This is a genomic window from Leclercia sp. Marseille-Q4284, from assembly GCF_916618945.1.
Classification (GTDB): Bacteria; Pseudomonadota; Gammaproteobacteria; order Enterobacterales; family Enterobacteriaceae; genus Enterobacter; species Enterobacter tamurae.
In genome coordinates this window covers 627,666-650,335 of the sequence record NZ_CAKAKG010000001.1, presented here as the reverse complement: position 1 = coordinate 650,335, position 22,670 = coordinate 627,666, and the positions used below count along the sequence as shown (strand labels likewise).

Below are 22,670 nucleotides of genomic sequence, written 5' to 3'. Positions count from 1 at the left end.
CAGAGCGTAACCGATTGCATCTACACTTTTTTATAAAAAATGCTTGCGATTGCCTCTTATCAGGTTACTATCGACTGAATAACTTGCTGATTTAGAATTTGATCCCGCTCACATGTTATCCTCTCAATCCCCCTCAATTTATACCGTCAGCCGCCTTAACCAGACGGTCCGTTTGCTGCTTGAGCAGGAAATCGGCCAGGTGTGGATCAGCGGAGAAATTTCTAATTTCACCCAGCCGGCATCCGGTCACTGGTACTTCACCCTGAAAGACAACACCGCTCAGGTGCGCTGCGCGATGTTCCGCAACAGCAACCGTCGGGTGACGTTCAGGCCGCAGCACGGGCAACAGGTTCTGGTTCGCGCCAGTATCACCCTGTACGAACCGCGCGGTGATTATCAGATTATCGTTGAGAGCATGCAGCCAGCGGGTGAAGGTCTTCTGCAGCAAAAATATGAGCAGCTGAAAGCCGCCCTGTCGGCAGAAGGGCTGTTCGATCAGCAGTACAAAAAGCCGCTCCCCTCCCCTGCCCACTGCGTAGGGGTGATCACCTCGAAAACCGGCGCCGCGCTGCATGACATTCTGCACGTCCTGAAACGCCGCGACCCTTCCCTGCCGGTGATCATCTACCCGACCGCCGTGCAGGGTGACGATGCGCCCGGGCAGATTGTCCGCGCCATTCAGCTTGCCAACGCCCGTCAGGAGTGTGATGTGCTAATCGTCGGGCGCGGGGGTGGTTCGCTGGAAGATCTCTGGAGCTTTAACGACGAACGCGTGGCACGGGCGATTTTTGCCAGCCAGATCCCGGTGGTCAGCGCCGTCGGGCATGAAACTGACGTCACTATCGCCGATTTTGTTGCCGACCTGCGGGCACCCACGCCCTCTGCCGCAGCTGAAATGGTGAGCCGTAATCAGCTCGAACTGCTGCGCCAGATGCAGAACGGCCAGCAGCGGCTGGAGATGGCGATGGACTATTTCCTCGCCAACCGCACCCGTCGCTTTACCCAGCTTCATCACCGCCTGCAGCAGCAGCATCCGCAGCTGCGTCTGGCACGTCAGCAAACCGTGCTGGAACGTCTGCGCCAGCGGATGAACCTCGCAGTGGATAATCAGCTTAAACGGGCGGTCCAGCGCCAGCAGCGCACCACTCAACGCCTGAATCAGCAAAACCCGCAGCCGCGCATTTATCGGGCGCAAACGCGTATTCAACAGCTGGAGTACCGCCTCGCGGATAACCTGCGCGCGCGCCTGAGCAGTACCCGCGAGCGTTTTGGTAATGCGGTCACCCATCTGGAGGCCGTCAGCCCGCTCTCGACGCTGGCGCGCGGTTACAGCGTGACTACCGTGACCGACGGCAACGTGCTGAAGCAAACCAAACAGGTCAAAGCCGGGGATCTGCTCACCACCCGGCTGTCTGACGGCTGGGTGGAAAGCGAAGTGAAAGGCGTGACGCCGGTGAAGAAAACCCGCGCGCGCAAAAAGGCCTGACACGCGTCAGGTCGTTATAACTTAAATCCTGCGCACTTTCATCCCGCGATTTGTCCGACTTGCCTGCCGTTTCGCCACTATGGCATACACTTAAGCTGTTGCTTTTTTCGGCATTGCCATAACAGGAGAGACGCATGACCCGAACCTTTAGCGTGATCCCGCCCTATATTCTTCGCCGTATTATTGAGAGTGGCTCTGAGCCGCAGCAGCGCTGCGCCCGCCAGACCCTGACCCATGTCCAGACGTTGATGGCCCACATGCCGGGAAAACCCGCTGCGCCGCACGTTAATAAGGCCGGACAGCGGGAGCGGGACATTTACGACGCCAGGCAGACCCAGGAGCTGCCGGGCACCCAGGTACGCTATGAGGGGCAGCGCTCTAACGGCGACGTGGCGGTGGACGAAGCCTACGATTATCTGGGCATCACCCATGATTTTTTCTGGAAAAACTATCAGCGCGACTCCCTCGATAACAAAGGGCTGATCCTCACCGGGACCGTGCATTATGGCCGGGAGTACCAGAACGCCTTCTGGAACGGGCAGCAGATGGTATTTGGCGACGGGGACGGCGATATTTTTAACCGCTTTACCATCGCCATAGACATAGTTGCCCATGAGCTAAGCCACGGCGTTACAGAGACGGAAGCCGGGCTTATCTACTTTGAACAGTCCGGCGCGCTGAACGAGTCGTTATCAGACGTGTTCGGCGCGCTGGTGAAGCAATATCACCTTAAGCAAACCGCCAATGAGGCAGACTGGCTGATTGGCGAAGGCCTGCTGGCCGAGGGGATTAATGGCAAAGGGCTGCGATCGATGTCAGAACCTGGAACCGCCTATGACGATCCCCTGCTCGGCAAAGATCCGCAGCCCGCGCATATGAAAGACTTTATCAAAACGCGCGAAGATAACGGCGGCGTGCATCTTAATTCAGGCATTCCTAATCGCGCGTTTTATCTTGCCGCGACGGCCATTGGCGGCCATGCCTGGGAGAAAGCCGGTTATGCCTGGTATGACACGGTTTGCGATCGACAGCTGGCGCAAGATGCAGATTTTGACGCCTTTGCGAAACTAACGGTGGCACACGGTGAAAAGCGATCGGGTGGTGACGTCGCCGCAGCCATTGAGCAAGCCTGGAAACAGGTGGGAGTGTTGTAAATGCAGGTTCCGGAACTGACGGATGACGCGGTGGTCGAGCTGGCGCGTGAAGGTGGTGTGGCCTATATCCCCCATCTCAGCGGGTTGCGGCGCATCGCGCTCTCGACGCTTAACAGCGCGCAGCGCCAGCGCGTGGTAAACATACTGGAGCAGGCTATTCCACGGGGAGAGCCGCCTGGCCAGCGGTCGTCACCCGGCGGCGGCGACCAGCGCTATTTTCGCATTCAGATCATCTGGACCCGGCACAATCAGGCGCAATACACCGACATCATTGTGCTGGTTCCCGAGCAGGAAGCGCCAGAGTCGCTGGTCGAACTCTGGCAGAAAGGCGAAGGCTGCGTCTGCGATTAAGCGTCAGCCCTGACGAACTCCACGCGCTTTTTCGAGATCAGACCGTGGCCGTTCTGGCAGAAATAATCCACCGCACCACAGGCTTTTAATACCTGGAGTGGCTGATGGCACTCCGGGCAGCGCGCTTCCAGGGCGATATCTTTGTTGCAACGCTCGCAGTGCGCCACGCCGTTTTGCGGCTCCAGCTCTGCATGACAATCCGGGCAGGTAATCGACATGATGACTCCTTTGAAGGACATTCAGTTCTGCACTGATGTTAACACGATGCGTTCACTGAGGGCCACGCAGCTGCTGCTGTAATGTCAGCAGCAGCTCCACCTCTTCCAGTCTGCGCTGCGTCGTGCGGCTTACTTCGGCCGGGGCGCGTGCAAACAGACTGTGCTCCCCCAGAATATGCTCCGCCAGACAGCGCTCATAGATCGTGCCACCAAAACGCCAGGACTGAACCTTGTCGCCCTCGATCAGCTCAAGCACATCTTCTGCCCCGCGCCGGTCGTGGCTCATCACGCGTCCATCCCGCAGATGCAGCCGCAGCCCTTTTTGTCCTCCGGACGGCCCGGCATATTTATTGAGCCAGATCTCCACCGGCACGCCGCTGACCTGCCCCTGAAGATGCGCCTCGCCTTCCGCGGTGGTTAGATCGCCTCTGGCGATATCGCATCCCAGACGATCTCTGGCGGTGACAACCTGCAGGGCGATATCGCCGTCGCCGCCGAGGTAACGCACCGTTTCCCGTATCATCGCCAGCACGTGCGTACCAATATCCAGAATCACCCCGTCAGGATGGCGCAGCGTGCGGGTGTCCGGTTCCCCGGTGGCAAAGTTGAGCGCGATGGGTTCCCCCGCCGCGTTAAACCCGCTCGGCTCCTGTAAAAAACCGTCGATTTTGGCGATGTCCGACAAGTCCCTGACCAATCCCAGCTGCACCAGGTTAATGCGCGCCATCCAGTGATCGAGGGCCAGCACCCTGGAGGCCGCTTCCGGTCTCGCCAACAGCGTTTTCACTCTGTCGATTTGAGCAAGGGTGGCGACAATCGGCTTTTCGACCACAATGCGCGGGATGGAGGACGCCAGGGCCTGCTCAAGCACCTCAAGGTGCTGCAGCGATGCGGTAGTGATAAACAGCGTATCGAGAGGACGAGCAAGCAGGTCGGCAAGCGAAGGACAGCGGGTGACGCCATCAAGGGTCCTGTCTGTCTGGATATCAAACCCCAGACAGCGGAGGGAGGTACCAAAGGTGTTTTGTAGTGCGGGTAAGTAGGCGGTTTCAACCACCGCGCCAAGTCCAACAAACCCTATCTGCATGTATCACCTCTGTTTTGGCAAGGCCGGAGCGTAACGCACGCCCCGGCCAGGTCGGGCAGATATCAGGCGTTAGTTACGGGCTTCGGCTCGTTTTTCGTCTGCGTATTTTCCAGCATACGACGCACCGGAACAATGAGCACCATCAGGACAGCGGCACAAATCAGCAGTGCGATGGAGCAGCGCGCGAAGAGATCCGGCAGCATATCCAGCTGATCGGCCTTCACATGACCGCCAATCAGGCCCGCCGCCAGGTTGCCCAGGGCGCTGGCACAGAACCACAGGCCCATCATCTGGCCGCGCATTCTCTCCGGGGCCAGCAGGGTCATGGTCGCCAGACCAATCGGGCTCAGGCACAGTTCACCGAGGGTCAGCATCAGGATACTGCCCACCAGCCAGAACGGCGATACGCCCGCCCCACCGTTACTGAGAACGTTCTGCGCCGCCAGCATCATCAGGCCAAAGCCCCCTGCCGCACACAGAATGCCGATCACAAATTTGGTGATGCTGCTCGGGCGAATGTTGTTGCTCGCCAGCTTCGGCCAGGCCCAGCTAAAGACTGGCGCCAGCAGGATAATAAACAGGGCATTAATCGACTGGAACCACACCGCGGGAATTTCAAAATCACCGATCATGCGGTTGGTGTAGTCGTTGGCGAAAAGGTTAAACGAGGTCGGCTTTTGTTCAAACGCAGACCAGAAGAAGGCCGCCGACACCAGCAGGATAAAGCAGACCAGCAGCCTGGCGCGCTCTTTACGGTTCAGACCGGCAAACATGAACAGCCAGATAAAGTAGAGCGCCACCGAGGCGGCAATGACGTACACCAGCACGCTGGCCACGGCAACCGGGTTAATGACAATCACACCCTGGGCAATCAGGGTCACGATAAACGCAATACCCGCCGCCAGGGCCAGTAACCAGCCGCCAACGCCTTTTTTCTTCGCCACCGGGCTGTTCCAGGTAGAATCCAGCCCTACTTCGCTGTCGTAGCGCTTCATCGACGGCACGGCAAAGAGGCGGAAGATAACCAGCGCCACCAGCATCCCGATGCCACCGATACCAAAGCCCCAGTGCCAGCCGTGGGATTTAATCAGCCAGCCGGAGATCAGCGGCGCGATAAATGACCCCATGTTGATGCCCATGTAGAACAGTGAGAAGCCGCCGTCACGACGCGCATCGCCTTTCTTATACAGCGTGCCCACCATCACCGAGATACAGGTTTTGAACAGGCCCGAGCCGAGAACGATAAACATCAGGCCGATAAAGAACAGGTTGTTTCCCATCACCGCAGAGAGCGCAATCGACAGGTGGCCGAGGGCAATCAGAATTGAGCCGTACCAGACCGCTTTCTGCTGGCCGAGCCAGTTATCCGCCAGCCAGCCGCCCGGCAGCGCGGCCAGATACATGGTCCCGGCGAAGATGCCGACAATAGCAGAGGCATTTTCACGCGCCAGCCCCATGCCGCCGTCATAGACGGTTGCCGCCATAAACAGGATCAGTAGCGGACGAATACCGTAAAACGAGAAGCGCTCCCACATCTCCGTGAAGAACAGCGCGCCGAGCGGATAAGGATGGCCGAAGAAAGTTCGGCTTTCGTTTTTATTAACAGAGGATTGCATAATTCTCCTGAGACGATGTGTCGTGTTGCTTGTTAACACCGGAAGCCAGCCACCCGGTTAGCGATTAGGTAGCTTTTTTACATCCGGCGAAATGTTATTTAACCATTTGATAACCTAAGGCAACTTTTGTCCAGCCCCCGGAGCACCCTCAAAAGACGAAAGTTCGACAATCGTCTTATTTCTTAGATTTTATGTTGGATAAACATGAATAGTGATTGACATCACATCAATAATTATTCGTTCCTTTCGGGCATAAAAAAACCCGCGACGGGCGCGGGTTTTTCAGCAGAACAGCAACGATTATTTGCTTTTCTTAATGTGTTTAATCAAACGCTTACGCTTACGCATCTGGTTCGGCGTCAGGGTGTTACGTTTGTTAGCAAACGGGTTATCCCCTTCTTTGAACTGGATACGGATCGGTGTACCCATCACTTCCAGCGATTTACGGAAGTAGTTCATCAGATAGCGTTTGTAAGAATCTGGCAGATCCTTCACCTGATTACCGTGGATCACCACGATAGGCGGGTTATAACCGCCGGCGTGGGCATATTTCAGCTTCACGCGACGACCACGCACCAGCGGTGGCTGATGGTCTTCTGCCGCCATGGTCATGATACGGGTCAGCATCGCGGTACCGACACGACGCGTTGAACAGTCGTAGGCTTCGCGTACGGACTCAAACAGATTACCCACGCCGCTGCCGTGCAGGGCAGAGATGAAGTGAACGCGGGCAAAGTCGATAAAGCCCAGACGGAAGTCCAGCATCTCTTTGACCTGCTCACGCACTTCGTTGCTCAGGCCGTCCCACTTGTTGACGACGATAACCAGTGAGCGCCCACTATTGAGGATAAAGCCGAGCAGGGAGAGATCCTGATCGGAGATACCTTCACGGGCATCGATAACCAGCATCACCACGTTGGCGTCTTCAATCGCCTGCAGGGTTTTGATTACCGAGAATTTCTCAACCACATCGGTAATTTTACCGCGCTTACGCACGCCCGCGGTGTCGATCAGTACGTATTCACGCTCGTCACGCTGCATCGGGATGTAGATGCTGTCGCGTGTGGTGCCCGGCATGTCGTATACCACCACGCGGTCTTCACCGAGAATACGGTTAGTAAGCGTTGACTTACCGACGTTTGGACGACCGACGATGGCCAGCTTGATCGGCAGATCCTGCGGGTTGAAGTCGTCTTCCGGCTCCTCTTCACCCTCTTCGCCTTCTTCGAACTGCGCCCAGTATTCGGCGTCTTCGTCGACCTCTTCCGGCGGGTTGATCTCGTCAACGTACGGCAGCAGCGCGGTTTCAAGCAGGCTGGTAACGCCACGACCGTGAGAGGCGGCGATTGGGTAGATATCGCCCAGGCCTAACGACCAGAAATCGGCCATCGCCTGATCGGGATCGATACCGTCCGTTTTGTTCGCCACCAGGAAGGTGGATTTTTCACGTGAGCGCAGGTGCTTGGCGATGGCAACGTCGGCAGGCATCAGGCCCGCGCGCGCATCTACCATAAACAGCACGATATCCGCTTCTTCGATCGCCAGCAGGGATTGTTCCGCCATGCGGGTTTCAACGCCGTCTTCTGTCCCGTCGATACCGCCGGTATCGATACAGATAAACTCACGACCTTCCACTTCTGCACGACCGTACTTACGGTCACGCGTGAGCCCCGGGAAATCCGCAACCAGCGCATCACGGGTGCGTGTTAAACGGTTAAAAAGAGTGGATTTTCCAACATTCGGGCGCCCGACAAGCGCGACCACAGGTACCATGTTTAAAGCCTCATAAAATTCGATATCACGTCGCGTTTGCGGCGTTTTTTAAAAAATCAAAACGGCCCCTGAAGCAACAGGAGCCGTTGAGTATACTACAACCGCGGTGATTAACGCGTGATCGCGTACAGCGTACCGTCTTTTGCCTGGATCAGCAGTTTGCCATCAGCCACTACCGGCTCGGTCAGGAAACCGGAACCGTCGACTTTCTCCTGAGCGACAAAACGGCCGTTGCTCGGGTCAATCCAGTGCATGTAACCTTCGCTATCACCTACCACCAGGCTGCCGTTATACAGCGCCGGTGCGGTCAGCAGACGGTGCAGCAGATCGCTCTGCGTCCACAGCGTCACGCCGCCATCGGTGCTCAGCGCCAGCAGGCGATCGTTCTGATCCACCAGATAGATGCGGCTGCCGTCCACCACAAAATCGTTCACCGAGCCCAGCTCGCGTTTCCACATCACCTGGCCGCTACGCAGATCCATCGCGGTCAGATTGCCGTTATAAGCCAGCGCGTAGACAACGCCATTGACGATAACCGGGGTGGTATCCACATCGCTCAGACGGTCGATTTCGGTCGGACCGGTTGCCTGAGAGATACGCTGCTGCCAGATCAGCTGACCCTGCTGCATCAATACGGCGTTAACGCGACCGTTATCGCCGCCAACAATGGCTGCACCAAAGGCAGTGGCTGGAGCAGATTCACCGCGCAGGGAGAGCGCAGGCATATCCAGGTTAACGGTCCACTTCACCGCACCGTCAGTTTCATTCAACGCCTGCAGCTGACCGTTAGCGGTATGCACCAGCACCATGCCATCGCTGACGACCGGACGGGAGAGTGCTTCGCCGGCAACGCGGGTTTGCCAGGCAATGGAACCGTCGCTGGCGTTAAGGGCATAGACCTGTGCCTTCTCGCTGCCGATATAGACATGGCCACCAGCTACCGTTACCCCACCTGAAAGCAGAGCCGGGGTGCGTGACAGCCAGCCGCTTTTTTCAGCCAGATTAATCGACCACACCTCTTTGCCGTCATCCGCGTTTACGGCTTTTACCGTGCCTTTGCGGTCAGCCGCATAGACCACGCCGTCCGCAGAAGCCGGATGCAGGTTGGAGTAGAAGTCGCCAATGCCGTCACCAACGGAGGTGCTCCAGGCAGTAGACGGTGCAAACTGGTTTTCAACCGTCGGCAGTGGAGACATGGTGACAACATCTTCTTCGCCGCTGAACAGTGAACAGCCGCTCAATAACGTAACGGAAAGCAGTCCTGGCAGAAGTAATTTACGCAATTGCATCGGGTCCCTCTCAGACGGACAAATTATTTATTTTCATCTGCATCATTTCGCTCAGCGCGGGTGAGGCGTTGCTTTTAACACCCGCTTCCCATGCGCTGCGCGCGCCTTGTTTGTCACCCTTGCTCAGCAGTGCTTCGCCACGCAGGTCGGCAACGATTGAGGCAAAGCCTTCACCTTTGACAGAGTCCAGGGTTTTCAACGCTTCGTCTGGTTTCTTCTGCTGCACCTGAATACGGGCAAGACGCAGATTGATGAGCGCTTTCAGGTTGTCGTTGCCTGCGGCTGCCAGACCCTGCTGCAGCTGGGCTGCCGCTTTATCCAGCTCGCCTTTATCAACGAACTGCTGAGCCACTTCCAGCGATGTCAGGGCACCATAGGTGTTTTTGTTGTCTGCGGCAAATTTCTCTGCCGCCGCCAGGGTTTGGGGCTGATCGGCCTTAATGGCGCTCACGGTATTTTCATACTGTAAGGAGGAGCCACGCGCGGAATCGACCTGATGACTGTTCCAGTAACGCCAGCCCACCAGGGCGCCAACACCTAAAATGACCCCAACAGCCAGTGCTTTGCCGTTTTCAGCAAAGAAGCGTTTAATCGCATCAACCTGGTCGTTTTCGTTCTCGTACATTTCCACGCAGTCCTTCTCCTTAGCCCAGTAGAGTGCGCAAGTGCGCCGCAACGCCGTCCTGCGTTACCGTTGTTTGCTCACCAGAGCGCAGATCCTTCACTACTACTTCACCGCTCGCCACTTCTGACTCGCCAAGCACCAGTGCGATACGCGCGCCCCACTTGTCGGCACGGGCGAACTGTTTCTTAAAGTTGCCGCCGCCGTGGTTGGTCATCAGCTTAGCTGCTGGCAGCGCATCGCGCATACGTTCGGCAAGCTGCATTGCCGCAGACTGCGTTTCCGCGCCTGAGGCCACCAGGTATATATCGACAACAGGATCGGCTTTAAATTCCGGATTAACTGCCTGAACTAACAAAACAAGTCGCTCGAGGCCCATAGCGAAACCGACTGCCGGTGCCGCGCGGCCGCCTAACTGCTCTACCAGGCCGTCATAACGACCACCCGCGCAGACTGTTCCCTGTGAGCCGAGGCTGGTGGTCACCCACTCAAACACGGTGCGGTTGTAGTAGTCCAGACCACGTACCAGGCGCTGATTGACGGTATAAGCAATACCCGCAGCTTCCAGCAGTTTGCACAGACCAGCAAAGTGTTCGCGGGAATCTTCATCCAGATAATCGCCCAGGGAAGGCGCGTCGTTCAACAGGGCCTGCACGTCCGGGTTCTTGGAATCCAGCACGCGCAGCGGGTTGCTGTACATACGACGCTTGCAGTCTTCGTCCAGCTTCTCTTTATGCTGCTCGAGGAAGGCCACCAGCGCATCACGATAATTTGCACGCGCTTCAAGAGAACCAATGGAGTTAAGCTCCAGGGAGACGTGGTCAGCGATACCCAGCGCGCGCCACCAGCGGGCGGTCAGCATAATCAGCTCTGCGTCAATATCCGGGCCTTGCAGACCGAAGGCTTCGACACCCAACTGGTTAAACTGGCGGTAGCGGCCTTTCTGAGGGCGTTCGTGACGGAACATTGGGCCGATATACCACAGGCGCTGCTCCTGATTGTACAGGAGACCATGCTCGATGCCGGCGCGTACACATCCCGCCGTACCTTCCGGACGTAAGGTCAGGCTGTCGCCATTACGATCCTCAAAGGTATACATCTCTTTTTCAACCACGTCGGTGACTTCACCGATAGCGCGTTTGAATAACGGGGTCTGCTCTACAATCGGCAAACGGATTTCGCTGTAACCGTAGCTGCCGAGCACCTGCTTGAGGGTGCCTTCAATGCGCTGCCAGATGGCGGTCTCGGCAGGCAGATAATCGTTCATGCCGCGAATGGCTTGAATGTTCTTTGCCACGTTTGTTCTCTTTCTATAGACAAAAATGAACCCTGGGGTTCATAACCGAAGGGTTCAATCATACACAGGAAGCGAACCGCTTCCCATCACGTTATTTTTCTACATGTAGCACGCTGATGCGCTGCGCTTCATCCAGCATGGTGGCTTTGGCGCGAATGCGGGCTTCAAGCTGATCGATCATGTCGTTATTATCCAGACGATCTTTGCGGACGCCATCTTCATAGAGACCACTTTTCTTATTGCCACCCGTAACGCCCAGGGTCGACACCAGGGCCTCACCCGGACCGTTCACCACACAGCCGATAATCGAAACGTCCATCGGGGTGATGATGTCTTCCAGACGCTGCTCCAGCGCATTAACCGTACCGATGACGTCGAACTCCTGACGTGAACAGGTCGGGCAGGCGATAAAGTTGATGCCACGGGAGCGAATACGCAGCGATTTCAGGATATCGAAACCGACTTTGATCTCTTCCACCGGATCGGCGGCCAGTGAGACACGCAGCGTGTCGCCGATGCCTTCATTCAGCAGCAGGCCGAGGCCAATCGCTGATTTCACCGCACCGCTGCGCGCGCCGCCTGCTTCGGTGATCCCGAGGTGCAGGGGCTGATCGATCTGCTTCGCCAGCAGACGATAGGATTCAACGGCAAGGAAAACGTCCGACGCTTTAACGCTGACTTTGAACTGGTCGAAGTTCAGACGATCGAGATGATCCACATGACGCATGGCCGATTCGAGCAGCGCCTGCGGAGTCGGTTCGCCATACTTTTCCTGCAGATCTTTCTCCAGCGAACCGGCGTTTACGCCGATACGGATGGGAATGTTTTTGTCGCGGGCGCAATCGACCACCGCGCGGATACGCTCTTCGCTGCCGATGTTGCCAGGGTTGATACGCAGGCAATCAACGCCGTATTCCGCGACTTTCAGCGCGATACGGTAATCGAAGTGAATATCGGCAACCAGCGGAACGGAGACCTGCTGTTTGATAAGTTTGAACGCTTCTGCCGCATCCATTGTCGGTACGGAAACGCGGACTATGTCTGCGCCTACACGTTCTAACGCTTTGATCTGATTGACCGTCGCTGCCACGTCAGTGGTGCGAGTATTGGTCATCGACTGAACGGCGATGGGAGCACCATCGCCAATTGGCACATTCCCGACGTAAATACGTTTCGATTTTCTACGTGGAATAGGAGCCTGGTTATGCATGGAAAATCTCCCGCGTTGCCTGTCTGTTACTTACTGTGCTGCTGATTGTTCGGCATTGAGGGTCAGACGCGCAACCTGGTTAGTTCTGATAAAACGGCTCAGATCGACAGGTTTACCCTGGAACTGGATCTGGACCGCTGCCGGAGCACCAATCTTGAGCTTATAAGGCGCCTGGCCTGCCAGATTTAACGTTCCGTCCTTACGCTGCAGACCGCTGAACAGCTTTTTGCCGGTCGCGTCGGTCACTTCCAGCCAGCAATCGGCGCTGAAGTTCATGACCAGCGCGTTCGGGTCGGCCGCTGCAGCGGTCACGCCCGCCGGATCGGATGGCAGAGGCTGAACCGCGTTATCCGCGGTGGCTGCCGGTGCCGTCCCGACGTCTGCCTGTGAAGGCGAAACCACGGCGTTGTCAGCCGGAGCCTGGGCAGTTTGATCAACGACTGGCGCAGCAGTCTGCGCCGTTGCCGTATTCGCCGTACCGGCAGTAACCGCCTGCGGTTCGCTGGCGGTTGCTGAGGCGTCGGTATTCAGGGGGATGCTCTGCGCGCCCTCACCTGCCGAGCCGTTAAGCTCGGCGGAGGATTGGTCGGCCATGGTGGTGATCTCTTCCTGCTGCGCTTTGTGGTTCTGCCACCACCAGGCGCCCGTCAGGCCGATAACCACAAACAGTACCAGCCAGGTAAAGCTCATCAGCCAGCCATCACGCTTTTTACGACGTTTGCCCAGCGAAAAACTCTGCATCGGCGCGACTTTCGCCGCTCTGACCGGTGCCTGTTTTTCCATCATCGGCAGCAGTTCTTCTTCTGGAATATGCACCAGTTTCGCATAAGAGCGGATATAACCACGCAGAAACGTTGAAGCAAGTTCGGCAGGTGCCTTATCTTCTTCAATATCGCGGACCGTGGAAACCTTCAGGCATAAGCGTTCCGCAACGGCTTGCTGGCTTAGTCCGAGTTGTTCACGGGCGTTGCGAAGACGAACGCCAGTGGAAAGTGCTGCATTTTGGTCGTGAGTGGCTTCAGTATTCATTCGCTACAACTACTGGTACGTGAAAATTGAGGATTCTGGCGCCGGTGAGTCACAATGCCACCCGCACCGCGAAACTTCTGGTCAGTTAACCTTAGTAAGACAGCACAACACTGTCAGGTTTTCGTTGACAGAAGCGGCTTGTCAGTGAGGCTAAACTGTTGTTGCGTCGTTACATACTGCCTTAAAGTCATATAAAACGCACCGTAATTATTATCAATACACCGGTGCAATGACTGTTTATTCGCATCTTACGCTGCCACGGCGCAGATAATGCGCCGTGACTGCATAATAATTACACGGCCTTGATGTCGATCGCTTCGCCCTGCATACGTTTACGCAGCGTACGCTTGGTGCGGTCGATAACTTCACCGGCCAGCTGACCACAGGCGGCATCAATATCATCGCCGCGGGTTTTACGCACGATAGTGGTAAAACCATACTCCATCAGCACTTTGGAGAAACGGTCGATACGGCTGTTCGAGCTACGGCCATACGGCGCGCCCGGGAACGGGTTCCATGGGATCAGGTTAATCTTGCACGGCGTATCTTTCAGCAGCGCGGCCAGCTCGTGCGCATGCTCGGTGCCGTCGTTGATGTGATCCAGCATGACGTACTCAATGGTGACGCGTCCCTGGTTAGCGTTGGACTTCGAAATGTAGCCCCGCACCGAGTTCAGGAAGGTCTCGATATTGTACTTTTTGTTGATGGGGACGATCTCATCACGGATGGTATCGTTCGGCGCATGCAGCGAAATCGCCAGCGCAACGTCAATCATATCGCCGAGCTTATCCAGCGCAGGCACAACACCTGATGTAGAGAGCGTCACGCGACGTTTGGACAGGCCAAAACCGAAGTCATCGAGCATGATTTCCATGGCCGGAACCACGTTAGTCAGGTTCAGCAGCGGCTCGCCCATCCCCATCATCACCACGTTGGTGATCGGACGGGTGCCGGTTACTTTTGCCGCGCCGACGATCTTCGCCGCACGCCAGACCTGGCCGATGATTTCCGACACACGCAGGTTGCGGTTAAAGCCCTGCTGCGCCGTGGAGCAGAACTTACACTCCAGCGCACAACCGACCTGGGAAGAGACACACAGCGTGGCGCGATCTTCTTCCGGGATATAGACCGTTTCAACGCGCTGATCGCCTACGGCTATCGCCCATTTGATGGTGCCGTCAGCTGAACGCTGCTCTTCCACCACTTCCGGGGCGCGGATTTCCGCGACCTCTTTCAGCTTGTTGCGCAGCACTTTGTTGATGTCAGTCATGTCATCAAAGTCGTCGCTGCAATAGTGATACATCCACTTCATGACCTGGTCGGCACGAAACGGCTTCTCGCCCATCTCTTTGAAGAACTCGCGCATCTGCTGACGGTTCAGGTCCAGCAGGTTGATTTTTCCATTTTTATTTGGAACCGCAGGAATGGCGACTTCGGAGGTATTAACTAATTCAGACATAATATATTCCGGCCTCGTTGTTACACGTTATGGCCCGTGGAGGGTTGAAAAGAAACGCCCCGGAAAGCAGTCTGCTCATCCGGGGCGTTGCATTGTACAAAGTCTGACGCAGGGATGCCACGTTTGCACGCGGCATTTACGAAAATAATGTATAAACGAAACCGTTAAATTAACGGGTACGTGAGCACACTTCGCCTTCTGCAAAGAAGAAAGCGATTTCGCGTGCAGCAGATTCTACGGAGTCGGAACCGTGGGTGCCGTTCTCGGTGAAGCTGTCAGCGTAATCTGCGCGCAGGGTACCGGCCAGCGCGTTGTCCGGGTTGGTTGCACCCAGCAGATCGCGGTGACGCTGAACGGCATTTTCGCCTTCCAGCACGGAAACCACGATTGGGCCAGAGGTCATGAACTCAACCAGACCGTCGAAGAATGGGCGACCTTCGTGCTCAGCATAGAAACCGCGAGCCTGCTCAACGGTCAGATGCAGCATTTTGGTGCCAACGATTTTGAACCCTGCCGCTTCAAAGCGAGCAAAGATGCTGCCAATAACGTTTTTTGCCACCGCGTTTGGTTTGATGATGGAAAAAGTACGTTCAATAGCCATGATTACCTCTGTGATTTGTTCTGTTGTTTTGCATTCATGCGAAATATATGGCGCGGATTATAATGAGCATTCACGCCATTGCCTATGGATGGATGTAACATTTTTTTAAAATAAGACGAGTTTTAACAACAGATCGGGGCTAAAACCTGTTTTATCTATTGCAACGTAAAATCAGCGGTCGCCACCTGCCCCGCCTCATCCATCACCAACAGTTGATACTCTCCGGCATTTTCAAGATGCAACGTATACGCCCGCCCCTGCGCATTTAGCGGTTCGCCATTAAGAAACCACCAGCGGGCACCGTTACTGCCGCTGGCCAGCAGAGGCAATGACACGCGCGCCTCACCCGGCAGGCGCTTAATCACCGCTCCCTGGCGAATACCGGAGAGGAGCAGCGGCGCCGGGAAAGCCTGGCCGAGCGGCGGGCAGGTTGCAGATGCAGGCGGGATGCGCACAGCCCGTCGTTCCGCCTGCGGTAGCCAGGGCTCCAGCGGCAGAGGCCAGACGTCGACGCTGTGTTCCTGGGCCTGCGGGCAGTCCGCCGCCACGCGTTTGCCGCTGTTATCCAGCCAGACAGGGAAACGAATCCCACGGATGCCCTCCTGCTCCGGCAGTAGCAGCGTCGGCGGCTGGCTTCCCTCAAGCAGCCAGGTCGCGAGGCGACGACGACAGTTGCTATCCCCTTCAGGCAGAGACTGTCCACCCGGCCAGCAGATCACGCCCCGGCTCACCGAGGCCGGACGCGGGTCGCGCGGCAGGCGCGCCTCATCCAGCGCCGAACGCGACTGCAGCAGGTTGTTGACCTGATTTAACACCGGCACCGCGCTGGCAAAACCAAATTGCCCTGCCACCGGCGTACCATCCGGTCTGCCGGTCCAGATTCCGATCACGTAGCGTGCATTCAGCCCTATCGCCCAGGCGTCACGGTAGCCATAGCTGGTACCGGTTTTTATCGCCAGGGGTACTACCTGAGCAAGGGCGCTGTCCGGCAGCGGCTGCGCCTCGTTGGCCAGAATGCGGCGGACGATCCACGCCGCCCCGGGCGAGAGCAGTGGCCGCTCGAGCAGAGGGTCGTCCGGCTGCAGGCGCAGCTTCCCTGCCCGACCCTGACGGGCAAAAGCACTGTAAGCCGCAGCGATATCTTCCAGACGCGCCCCGGCACCGCCGAGGATCAGGGAGAGGTTCGGCTGAGCGCCTGCGGGCAGCAACAGCGGCAGTCCGGCGTTACGCAGCATCCCGGCAAACTTTTTCGGGCCGTAAGCTTCCAGCACCTGCACGGCGGGCAGGTTCAGGGATCGCACCAGCGCCTCGCTCATGCTGATTGGGCCATGAAAACCGCTGTCAAAATTCCCCGGACGGTAATCGCCGGTGCGGCGCGGGACATCCTGCAGCAGCGAGGCCGGGTGGATCAGCCCGTCATCCATCGCCAGGCCATAGACAAAGGGCTTGAGCACCGATCCCGGGGATCGGATCGCCTGGATCATATCCACATGGCTGAAACGACTGTCGTCGTTGATGTCCACCGATCCGACCCAGCCGCGCACCTTCATATCGGTATGATCGACCACGATCATCGCCAGTGAACTGCGGGGCGGCAGCCGGGATTTCCAGTTCAGCGCCAGCTCCTCCAGCTGGCGCTGGAGTGTGGCATCGAGGGTTGTCACCACTTTGGTATCACGGCTTTTGCTGAGCATCATGCGCGAGAACAAGGGTGCCAGCTGCGGCATCTGCCGGGGGGCCAGCCATACTGGCTCCTCCTGCGATTCGCTCACCTGACGCGGGGGCCAGACGCCCTGAGAGGCCATGCGCCTGAGAACTTTATTGCGTGCCGCCTCAGCACGCTCCGGCCAGCGGTCCGGACGCAAACGGCTCGGGGCCTGCGGCAGGACGGCAAGCAGCGCAGCTTCGGAGTAGCTCAACTGCGCAGGGGCTTTCCCCAGGTAAGCCCAGCTGGCGGCCCCCACCCCCTGCAGCGTGCCGCCAAAGGGGGCACGGTTCAGATAGAGGGTCAGGATCTCACGTTTAGAGAGATGCCACTCGAGCTGGAGCGCGCGCCAGAGTTGACGCGCTTTGCCACCGAAGGTCCGGGGATGAGGATCCAGCAGACGGGCAACCTGCATGGTCAGCGTACTCCCGCCCGAGACCACCTTCCCGGCAGTAAGATCCTGCCAGGCGGCGCGTAGCACCGAGAACGGATTTACGCCGGGATGATCCCAGAACCAGCGATCTTCATACTGGATCAGGGCTTCGAGATAGCGGGGGGAAACCTCTTCGATGGTGACCGGATAGCGCCAGATCCCGTCGCGATCGGCAAATCGCCACAGCGGGATGCCCTTCTCGTCCACTACCACCCGGGCAGGATTGACCTCGTGTAGCGGGAGTGGCCACAGGCGATCGGCAGCAATGACGCCGCCCCACAGCAGAAGTATCGCCCCCACCAGCCATAGCCAGCGGGAGCGTATCCATTTCCGATACTGCACGTTACGGAACGACAGTCAGCGGGCCGCTGGCCGCACCCGTTGCCCGCCACTGCGGCACGTACATCGATTCCACCAGCGGCACAGGCACGGTATAGGTTCCCGGGGTGACCGCGCGCGCCAGATAGACCAGGGTCACCGGCTGGTATTCATTGACCGGCACGGCAGCGACAAAGCGGTCGTCGCGGAACTCCATATGCTGAATATCGGCCTGCTGCATCTGGTTGAGCAGGTTCTGTACTTCACTGCCGCTCTCCTGCAGGCTGGCGCTGCTGCTGGCAAGGTTCTGGTTTTCCAGCTCCAGCCCGGCAGGCAGCAGGTCAACCACCAGCGCATCCGGCACGCTCTGGCTGGCGGTAACGTTCAGCCAGACCAGCACCAGCTCACCGCTCTTCAGGGACGAGAGGGATTTGCTGCTGCCATCGGTCGCCAGAATCTGACGTTCAATTTTCAAGACGTTAGAAGCAGGCTGCGGCGCGTATTGCGGGTAACCGCTGCTGTCCAGGCGTACCCACAGCGGCGTAGTACCGGTGTTGGTCACCTGCAGAGCAGCCAGCTGATCGGCGTTAAGGTTCTGCACCTGTGGTTTATCTCCGCTGGTACTACCTTCTGCCAGTGTGGTGGTCGCCTGCCATGCCCCGGAGAGGTTCTGCAGGGAACGCCCCGCCAGGTACAGGGCATTGCTCTCCTGGGTAGAGAGCCAGCGCTGGCTGAACGCCTGCTGAGAGAGCGCATTCAACAGCGTGTTCTGCGCATCCGGCAGCAGGTTGTACTCTTCCAGCAGGCTGAGCATCATCGCGTTATCCCGCAGCGGGCTGCCGTAATCGGCCATCCAGCTCTGGGTTTCGCTACGCGGGGTTTTGATCGCCAGATCCAGCGCCTGCTGACTGCGGGGTGCATCCCCCATCAGCTTCAGCGCCAGTCCCAGCTGCATCAGCGGCAGACCAGATTTTGCCTGGGCACGACGCTCCCAGATTTCACGCAATGCGCCGAGAGGGGCTTTCTGCTGACGCGCCAGCACCAGCGCGGCATAGGCCTGAATAGCGAACTTGCTACCCGGGGTGTCGTCGCTGTAGCGGACCGCCATCATGCCCGGGTCCTGCAGGTAGCGCAGCAGACGGTTGTTGGCATTGTTAACTGCATCCGTCGGAACGCTGTAACCCTGCTCGCCCGCGCGCACCAGGAAATCGGTGACATAGGCGGTGAGCCAGTACTCTTCCGGCCCTTCCTTATCCCACAGGGCAAAACCGCCGTCGTTACGCTGCATCTGCAGCAGGCGGGAGATGCCAATCTCAATAGCCGCCCGGCGCTTCTCGTCGGTGTCGCCCTTTATGCCCAGGGCGTTCAGCTGGGCGGCACTGGTATAGAGCGACGGGAACAGGCCGCTGGTGGTCTGCTCCAGACAGCCATATGGATAGGCCTGCAGCTCGCGAATATAGCGGGCCAGGTTGAGCGGCGGCTTGCCGCTGAGCAGGAGCTGCCCCTGTATCACCGGAGAGAAATGAGCAAGATGCTGTTCCGGCGCGTGCCAGCTTTCACCCGGCTTGAGCATCGTGCCGCTGTTCACCGTCTGCGCCGGGAACGCCGGACGTACGCCGATCTTCCAGCTCTTCTGCTGTGGTGCAAAGGTTTCACCGGGAAGCGTCAGGCCGCTTACCTGGGCGACGATTTCGCCCTCGCCGTAACCATCCAGCGCCCGCACCGGAATAAACAGCGTTGAGCGTTCACCGGCCGCCAGCTGCACCGGCTGCGGCTGGCTACCTTCCAGCGCCAGATTTCCACCCGCGGTCAGCGCCACGTTCAGGGTTTGCGGTTTATCCGTCAGGTTGGTTAGATCCAGCGCCAGCCTGGCGTTATCGCCGCTGGCCAGGAAGCGTGGAGTGTTCAGCTCGGTAATAACGGGCGCGGCAACGATAACCTTGCTCTCACTGCTGCCGAAATCGTCATCGGTCCAGGCCTGAGCCATCAGACGCAGCTCGCCGTTGAAGTCACCAATCGGTAACGAAACGGTCCCTTCACCGTTGGCATCCAGCTCTACCGGCTGCGCCTGCTGGGCAATGATAGTGACATGGTTGACCGGCGGTTTACCGCCACGCTTGAGTTCATCCCCATCACCACCAAAGCGCAGCGACGCCAGACGCCCCTGGCCTTCAATCACCTGGCCGTAGATGTCGTAGATGTCCGCGCCATAGCGCTTCTGACCAAAGAATGCCTGCCACGGATCGGGAGTGACGTAATCGGTAATATTGAGTACTCCACTGTCCACCGCCGAGACCAGCACGTTGATTTTCTGCGGGGTCGCCCCCTCTTTCACGCTGGCCTTCACTTTGACAGCCAGGGTCTGGTTCGGACGCATTTTCTGTGGGTTATCCAGCGCAATGCTCAGGCGACGGTTTTCATCACCCATCGGCAGATGCAGCAAGCCCACCGCCCGTTTTGGCGTGGCGGATTTGGATTTATCGCCGGGGCGAACCACCAGCGTGGAGAGATAAAGATCGTGACGTTTCCAGGCTTTATCCACCGGGATAGTCATATCCAGCCCCTCGGCCGGGACCTCGATCTCTTTCCACCACAGCGGCCCTTCGCTGGATTCGATCATGGCATAGCCTTTCCCTGCTGCCGGGGCGGCAATGTGCAGCTTGATGCTATCCCCGGGCTGATAGGCCGGTTTATCCAGTTTCAGGGTAACGCGATCCGGGCGTGCTGCCCCCGTTCCGTCGCTGTTGTCCTGCCAGCTGTAGCCTGCCCAGAAGCGCACGCTGCTGACCGCCTCGTCCGGGGCTTTCACCTCCAGACGATAGGAGCCCCACTCCACCGGGAAGCTGACTTTTCCGGTTTCGTCGGCGGCCAGATCCAGCGCTTGCTCGCCCTCGATCAGATCTTTTTGATCAAACTGTGACTGCCAGCCGTCGCTCTCCGACCAGTTCCAGGAGTAGTCGCGGCGCTCGCGGATCAGACGCACCTGCAGGCCCGAGACGGCTTTTTTCACCCCGCTGGCATCGGCGTAAACGATATCAAACCCGGCCTGGCTGTTCTCCTCGACAATCGGCTGATTGACGGTGGTATCGGTGCGGTAGTCATAGACCGCTTTGCTGGCGAACTGCGGACGGATGCCCGGCAGAGTTGCGGCTGGCCAGACGGCCTGCTCTGCCCGGCGGGTAACTGGACGGCCACCGGACTCCAGCAGGCTGGCCTGCAAAACAACCTGCAGCGGAGAGTGGGTCTCTTTCCACTGGCTGTCGCTGCTCACCTGCCCACGTCCCTGCTCGTTGAGGGTTAACTGCACCTCATCGAGGCTGCGGCTCAGGTTCTCTTCGGCAATATCCCCGAACTGGAAGCCCGGCAGGGCGGCCACGGCTTCCCGCAGCGGACGCAAGAAGAGCTGGCCCTGCAGGCTGTTGCCGTTGGCAGGGGCACCGTAGAGGTAATACCCGGTGACATCGAACGCGACAGGATCCTGCGGGGATAGTGGCGTTTTTTGCCCGGCAATATTGAGCGCCATGCGTTCTGGCATAAAGTCTTCGACGTGGAAATCCCACATCCGCTGCTGGTTATCGCCGGTGCTGGCACGAACATGCCACATCCCGGTTTGTGCCCCGCTATCAAGCTGATAGTCAAAGCGGTAAAGCCCGTTAGCAGGCTGGCTGACCACGGTGCGCGCCACCTGCCCGTCCGGGCGCAGCACTTCGAGCTTCACCGGCTGGTCGGGGAGCGGTTTGCCGTCGCTGTCGCGCAGCAGGCCGTTGAGGATCACCGTTTCGCCCGGGCGGTAGAGATCGCGGGGGCCAAACATAAAGAACTGTTTACTAAAGCCCGGCGCGCCGGAGATAGCAAACTCCGCCAGATCCAGCGCCGGGAGGGTGAGATCCAGCAGCGTGGTCTGCCCGTCTTTACGGGCGAGGAGCAGCGCGGCTTCTTTGTCAGTCTGCAGGGTCGCGTGACCGTCGGCGTCGCTGGTGGCCTGCGCCAGAGTCTGCCCTTTATCGTTGAGCAGTTGCACCTCGATCGCCGACTGCGCCGCGCCGTTCTCCAGGCTCTGGGTAAAGATATCCAACCGGTTATGGTAGCGGTGTGCGGAGAGACCGATATCGCTGAGGGTAAAGAGGGTGGCAGCATTGCTGTAGTTGTAATGCCCGGCCTGATTCATCACCGCGATATAGACACCCGCCTGCTGCAGTGGCTTGATATCCGCCAGCGGCAGGAGCAGTTTTTCGCGGGTATTGCGGGCCGGATTAAGGTCAAAACGGCCGGTGTAGACCAGCTCCGCCATCTTCAGCAGATTGTCGGATTCCCAGTTGGTGAGCGAGCTGCGGTACTCCCATTGGCTGACAAAGGCGGCCAGTGACTCGGGTTTGACCCGGTAGAAATTCACATCGACATTATTAACGTTCAGCGCCATCACCGGCAGCCCTTCCACCACCTTACCCGGCAGCAGCGAGCCGCGGCTGGCAAAGCCCACGCTCGGCGCAATATCGCGGGTTGTAATGGCTTTTTCGACGTCGCTGCCAAAGGTGCTTTTATTCAGCGCCAGCAGATCGCGCTCGACGGTAACCACCAGGTTACGGTTCGGCTCCAGATGACGCAGGCGCAGCTCTTTCAGGTTCGGCGCCAGCTCCCAGGCTCCGTCAACCTTGCCGCTTTTTTTATCGACCACATGCACCGTGCGGGCGAAATCCTGCGAAGGATCGAGCGGCACCGAGAAGGTCAGCACCAGCGCAGCGGCACCCTCCAGCTGGATCTCAGACGCATCCAACAGGGACAGCGTTTTGCCCTGGCTTTGTGCTGCCAGCTTCTCCAGCGTGGCGTTGTCCGGTTTGACCGGCGCAGAAGCAGGCGCTGGCATAGAGGTGGAAGCAGTGGCGGTGGCGGGTGCCGCTGAAGAGGTCTTATCGTCACTCTCATCACAGCCGACAAGCGTGATGGAGGTAAGCAGCGCTAATGACAGCGCGGCAAGGCGAAACGGTTTCATCCTTTATCCCTGGCCTTGCGGGCCTGTTGGTC

Annotated in this window: 16 protein-coding genes; 3 read left to right on the top strand and 13 right to left on the bottom strand. The window is 58.2% G+C overall.

All coding sequences use genetic code 11. From position 1 onward, the window contains the following. Positions 1 to 112: 112 nt before the first annotated feature. The 3 genes from xseA to LG383_RS03000 all read left to right on the top strand — a co-directional run bounded on the left by xseA (position 113) and on the right by LG383_RS03000 (position 2,991). Complete coding sequence (gene xseA / locus LG383_RS03010; protein WP_106994616.1) at positions 113 to 1,486, top strand: exodeoxyribonuclease VII large subunit; 1,374 nt, start codon at positions 113 to 115, stop codon at positions 1,484 to 1,486. Positions 1,487 to 1,620: 134 nt separating this feature from the next. Further along, positions 1,621 to 2,640: a M4 family metallopeptidase gene (locus LG383_RS03005; RefSeq protein ID WP_225758296.1), complete on the top strand. Its 1,020-nt coding sequence runs from the start codon at positions 1,621 to 1,623 to the stop codon at positions 2,638 to 2,640. Beyond that, entirely contained in the window at positions 2,641 to 2,991 is a 351-nt protein-coding gene (locus tag LG383_RS03000; protein WP_142486688.1) for a protealysin inhibitor emfourin, read from the top strand. Here the strand turns inward: LG383_RS03000 and LG383_RS02995 are convergent. The 13 genes from LG383_RS02995 to LG383_RS02935 form a co-directional block, all read right to left on the bottom strand. After that, entirely contained in the window at positions 2,988 to 3,209 is a 222-nt protein-coding gene (locus LG383_RS02995) for a zinc ribbon domain-containing protein (RefSeq protein WP_106994614.1), read from the bottom strand. The genes LG383_RS03000 and LG383_RS02995 overlap by 4 nt on opposite strands. A gap of 52 nt (positions 3,210 to 3,261) precedes the next feature. Further along, entirely contained in the window at positions 3,262 to 4,296 is a 1,035-nt protein-coding gene (locus LG383_RS02990; protein ID WP_225758295.1) for a Gfo/Idh/MocA family oxidoreductase, read from the bottom strand. Between the two features lie 62 nt (positions 4,297 to 4,358). Then, entirely contained in the window at positions 4,359 to 5,912 is a 1,554-nt protein-coding gene (locus LG383_RS02985; protein WP_106994612.1) for a peptide MFS transporter, read from the bottom strand. Between the two features lie 300 nt (positions 5,913 to 6,212). Next, positions 6,213 to 7,685, bottom strand: coding sequence for a ribosome biogenesis GTPase Der (gene der / locus LG383_RS02980; RefSeq protein ID WP_166183342.1), 1,473 nt, complete (start codon positions 7,683 to 7,685; stop codon positions 6,213 to 6,215). A gap of 110 nt (positions 7,686 to 7,795) precedes the next feature. Further along, positions 7,796 to 8,974 (bottom strand): outer membrane protein assembly factor BamB, encoded by a 1,179-nt coding sequence (bamB, locus tag LG383_RS02975; RefSeq protein ID WP_225758294.1) that lies wholly within the window; start codon positions 8,972 to 8,974, stop codon positions 7,796 to 7,798. Positions 8,975 to 8,984: 10 nt separating this feature from the next. Then, positions 8,985 to 9,605, bottom strand: coding sequence for a YfgM family protein (locus tag LG383_RS02970; protein ID WP_225758293.1), 621 nt, complete (start codon positions 9,603 to 9,605; stop codon positions 8,985 to 8,987). Positions 9,606 to 9,618: 13 nt separating this feature from the next. After that, complete coding sequence (gene hisS, locus LG383_RS02965) at positions 9,619 to 10,893, bottom strand: histidine--tRNA ligase (protein WP_225758292.1); 1,275 nt, start codon at positions 10,891 to 10,893, stop codon at positions 9,619 to 9,621. Between the two features lie 91 nt (positions 10,894 to 10,984). Then, the gene (ispG, locus tag LG383_RS02960; RefSeq protein ID WP_225758291.1) at positions 10,985 to 12,103 is read right to left on the bottom strand and encodes a flavodoxin-dependent (E)-4-hydroxy-3-methylbut-2-enyl-diphosphate synthase; all 1,119 of its coding nucleotides are present in this window, start codon (positions 12,101 to 12,103) and stop codon (positions 10,985 to 10,987) included. A 30-nt stretch (positions 12,104 to 12,133) separates the two neighbouring features. After that, positions 12,134 to 13,132 (bottom strand): cytoskeleton protein RodZ, encoded by a 999-nt coding sequence (gene rodZ / locus LG383_RS02955; protein WP_225758290.1) that lies wholly within the window; start codon positions 13,130 to 13,132, stop codon positions 12,134 to 12,136. 292 nt (positions 13,133 to 13,424) lie between these two features. Next, entirely contained in the window at positions 13,425 to 14,591 is a 1,167-nt protein-coding gene (locus tag LG383_RS02950; RefSeq protein ID WP_106994605.1) for a bifunctional tRNA (adenosine(37)-C2)-methyltransferase TrmG/ribosomal RNA large subunit methyltransferase RlmN, read from the bottom strand. Positions 14,592 to 14,760: 169 nt separating this feature from the next. Then, entirely contained in the window at positions 14,761 to 15,192 is a 432-nt protein-coding gene (ndk, locus tag LG383_RS02945; RefSeq protein ID WP_106994604.1) for a nucleoside-diphosphate kinase, read from the bottom strand. A 155-nt stretch (positions 15,193 to 15,347) separates the two neighbouring features. Continuing rightward, entirely contained in the window at positions 15,348 to 17,672 is a 2,325-nt protein-coding gene (gene pbpC, locus LG383_RS02940; protein ID WP_106994603.1) for a peptidoglycan glycosyltransferase PbpC, read from the bottom strand. A 1-nt stretch (position 17,673) separates the two neighbouring features. After that, a complete protein-coding gene (locus LG383_RS02935) occupies positions 17,674 to 22,638 on the bottom strand; it encodes an alpha-2-macroglobulin (protein ID WP_225758289.1) in 4,965 nt (1,654 codons plus the stop codon). Positions 22,639 to 22,670: the final 32 nt, after the last annotated feature.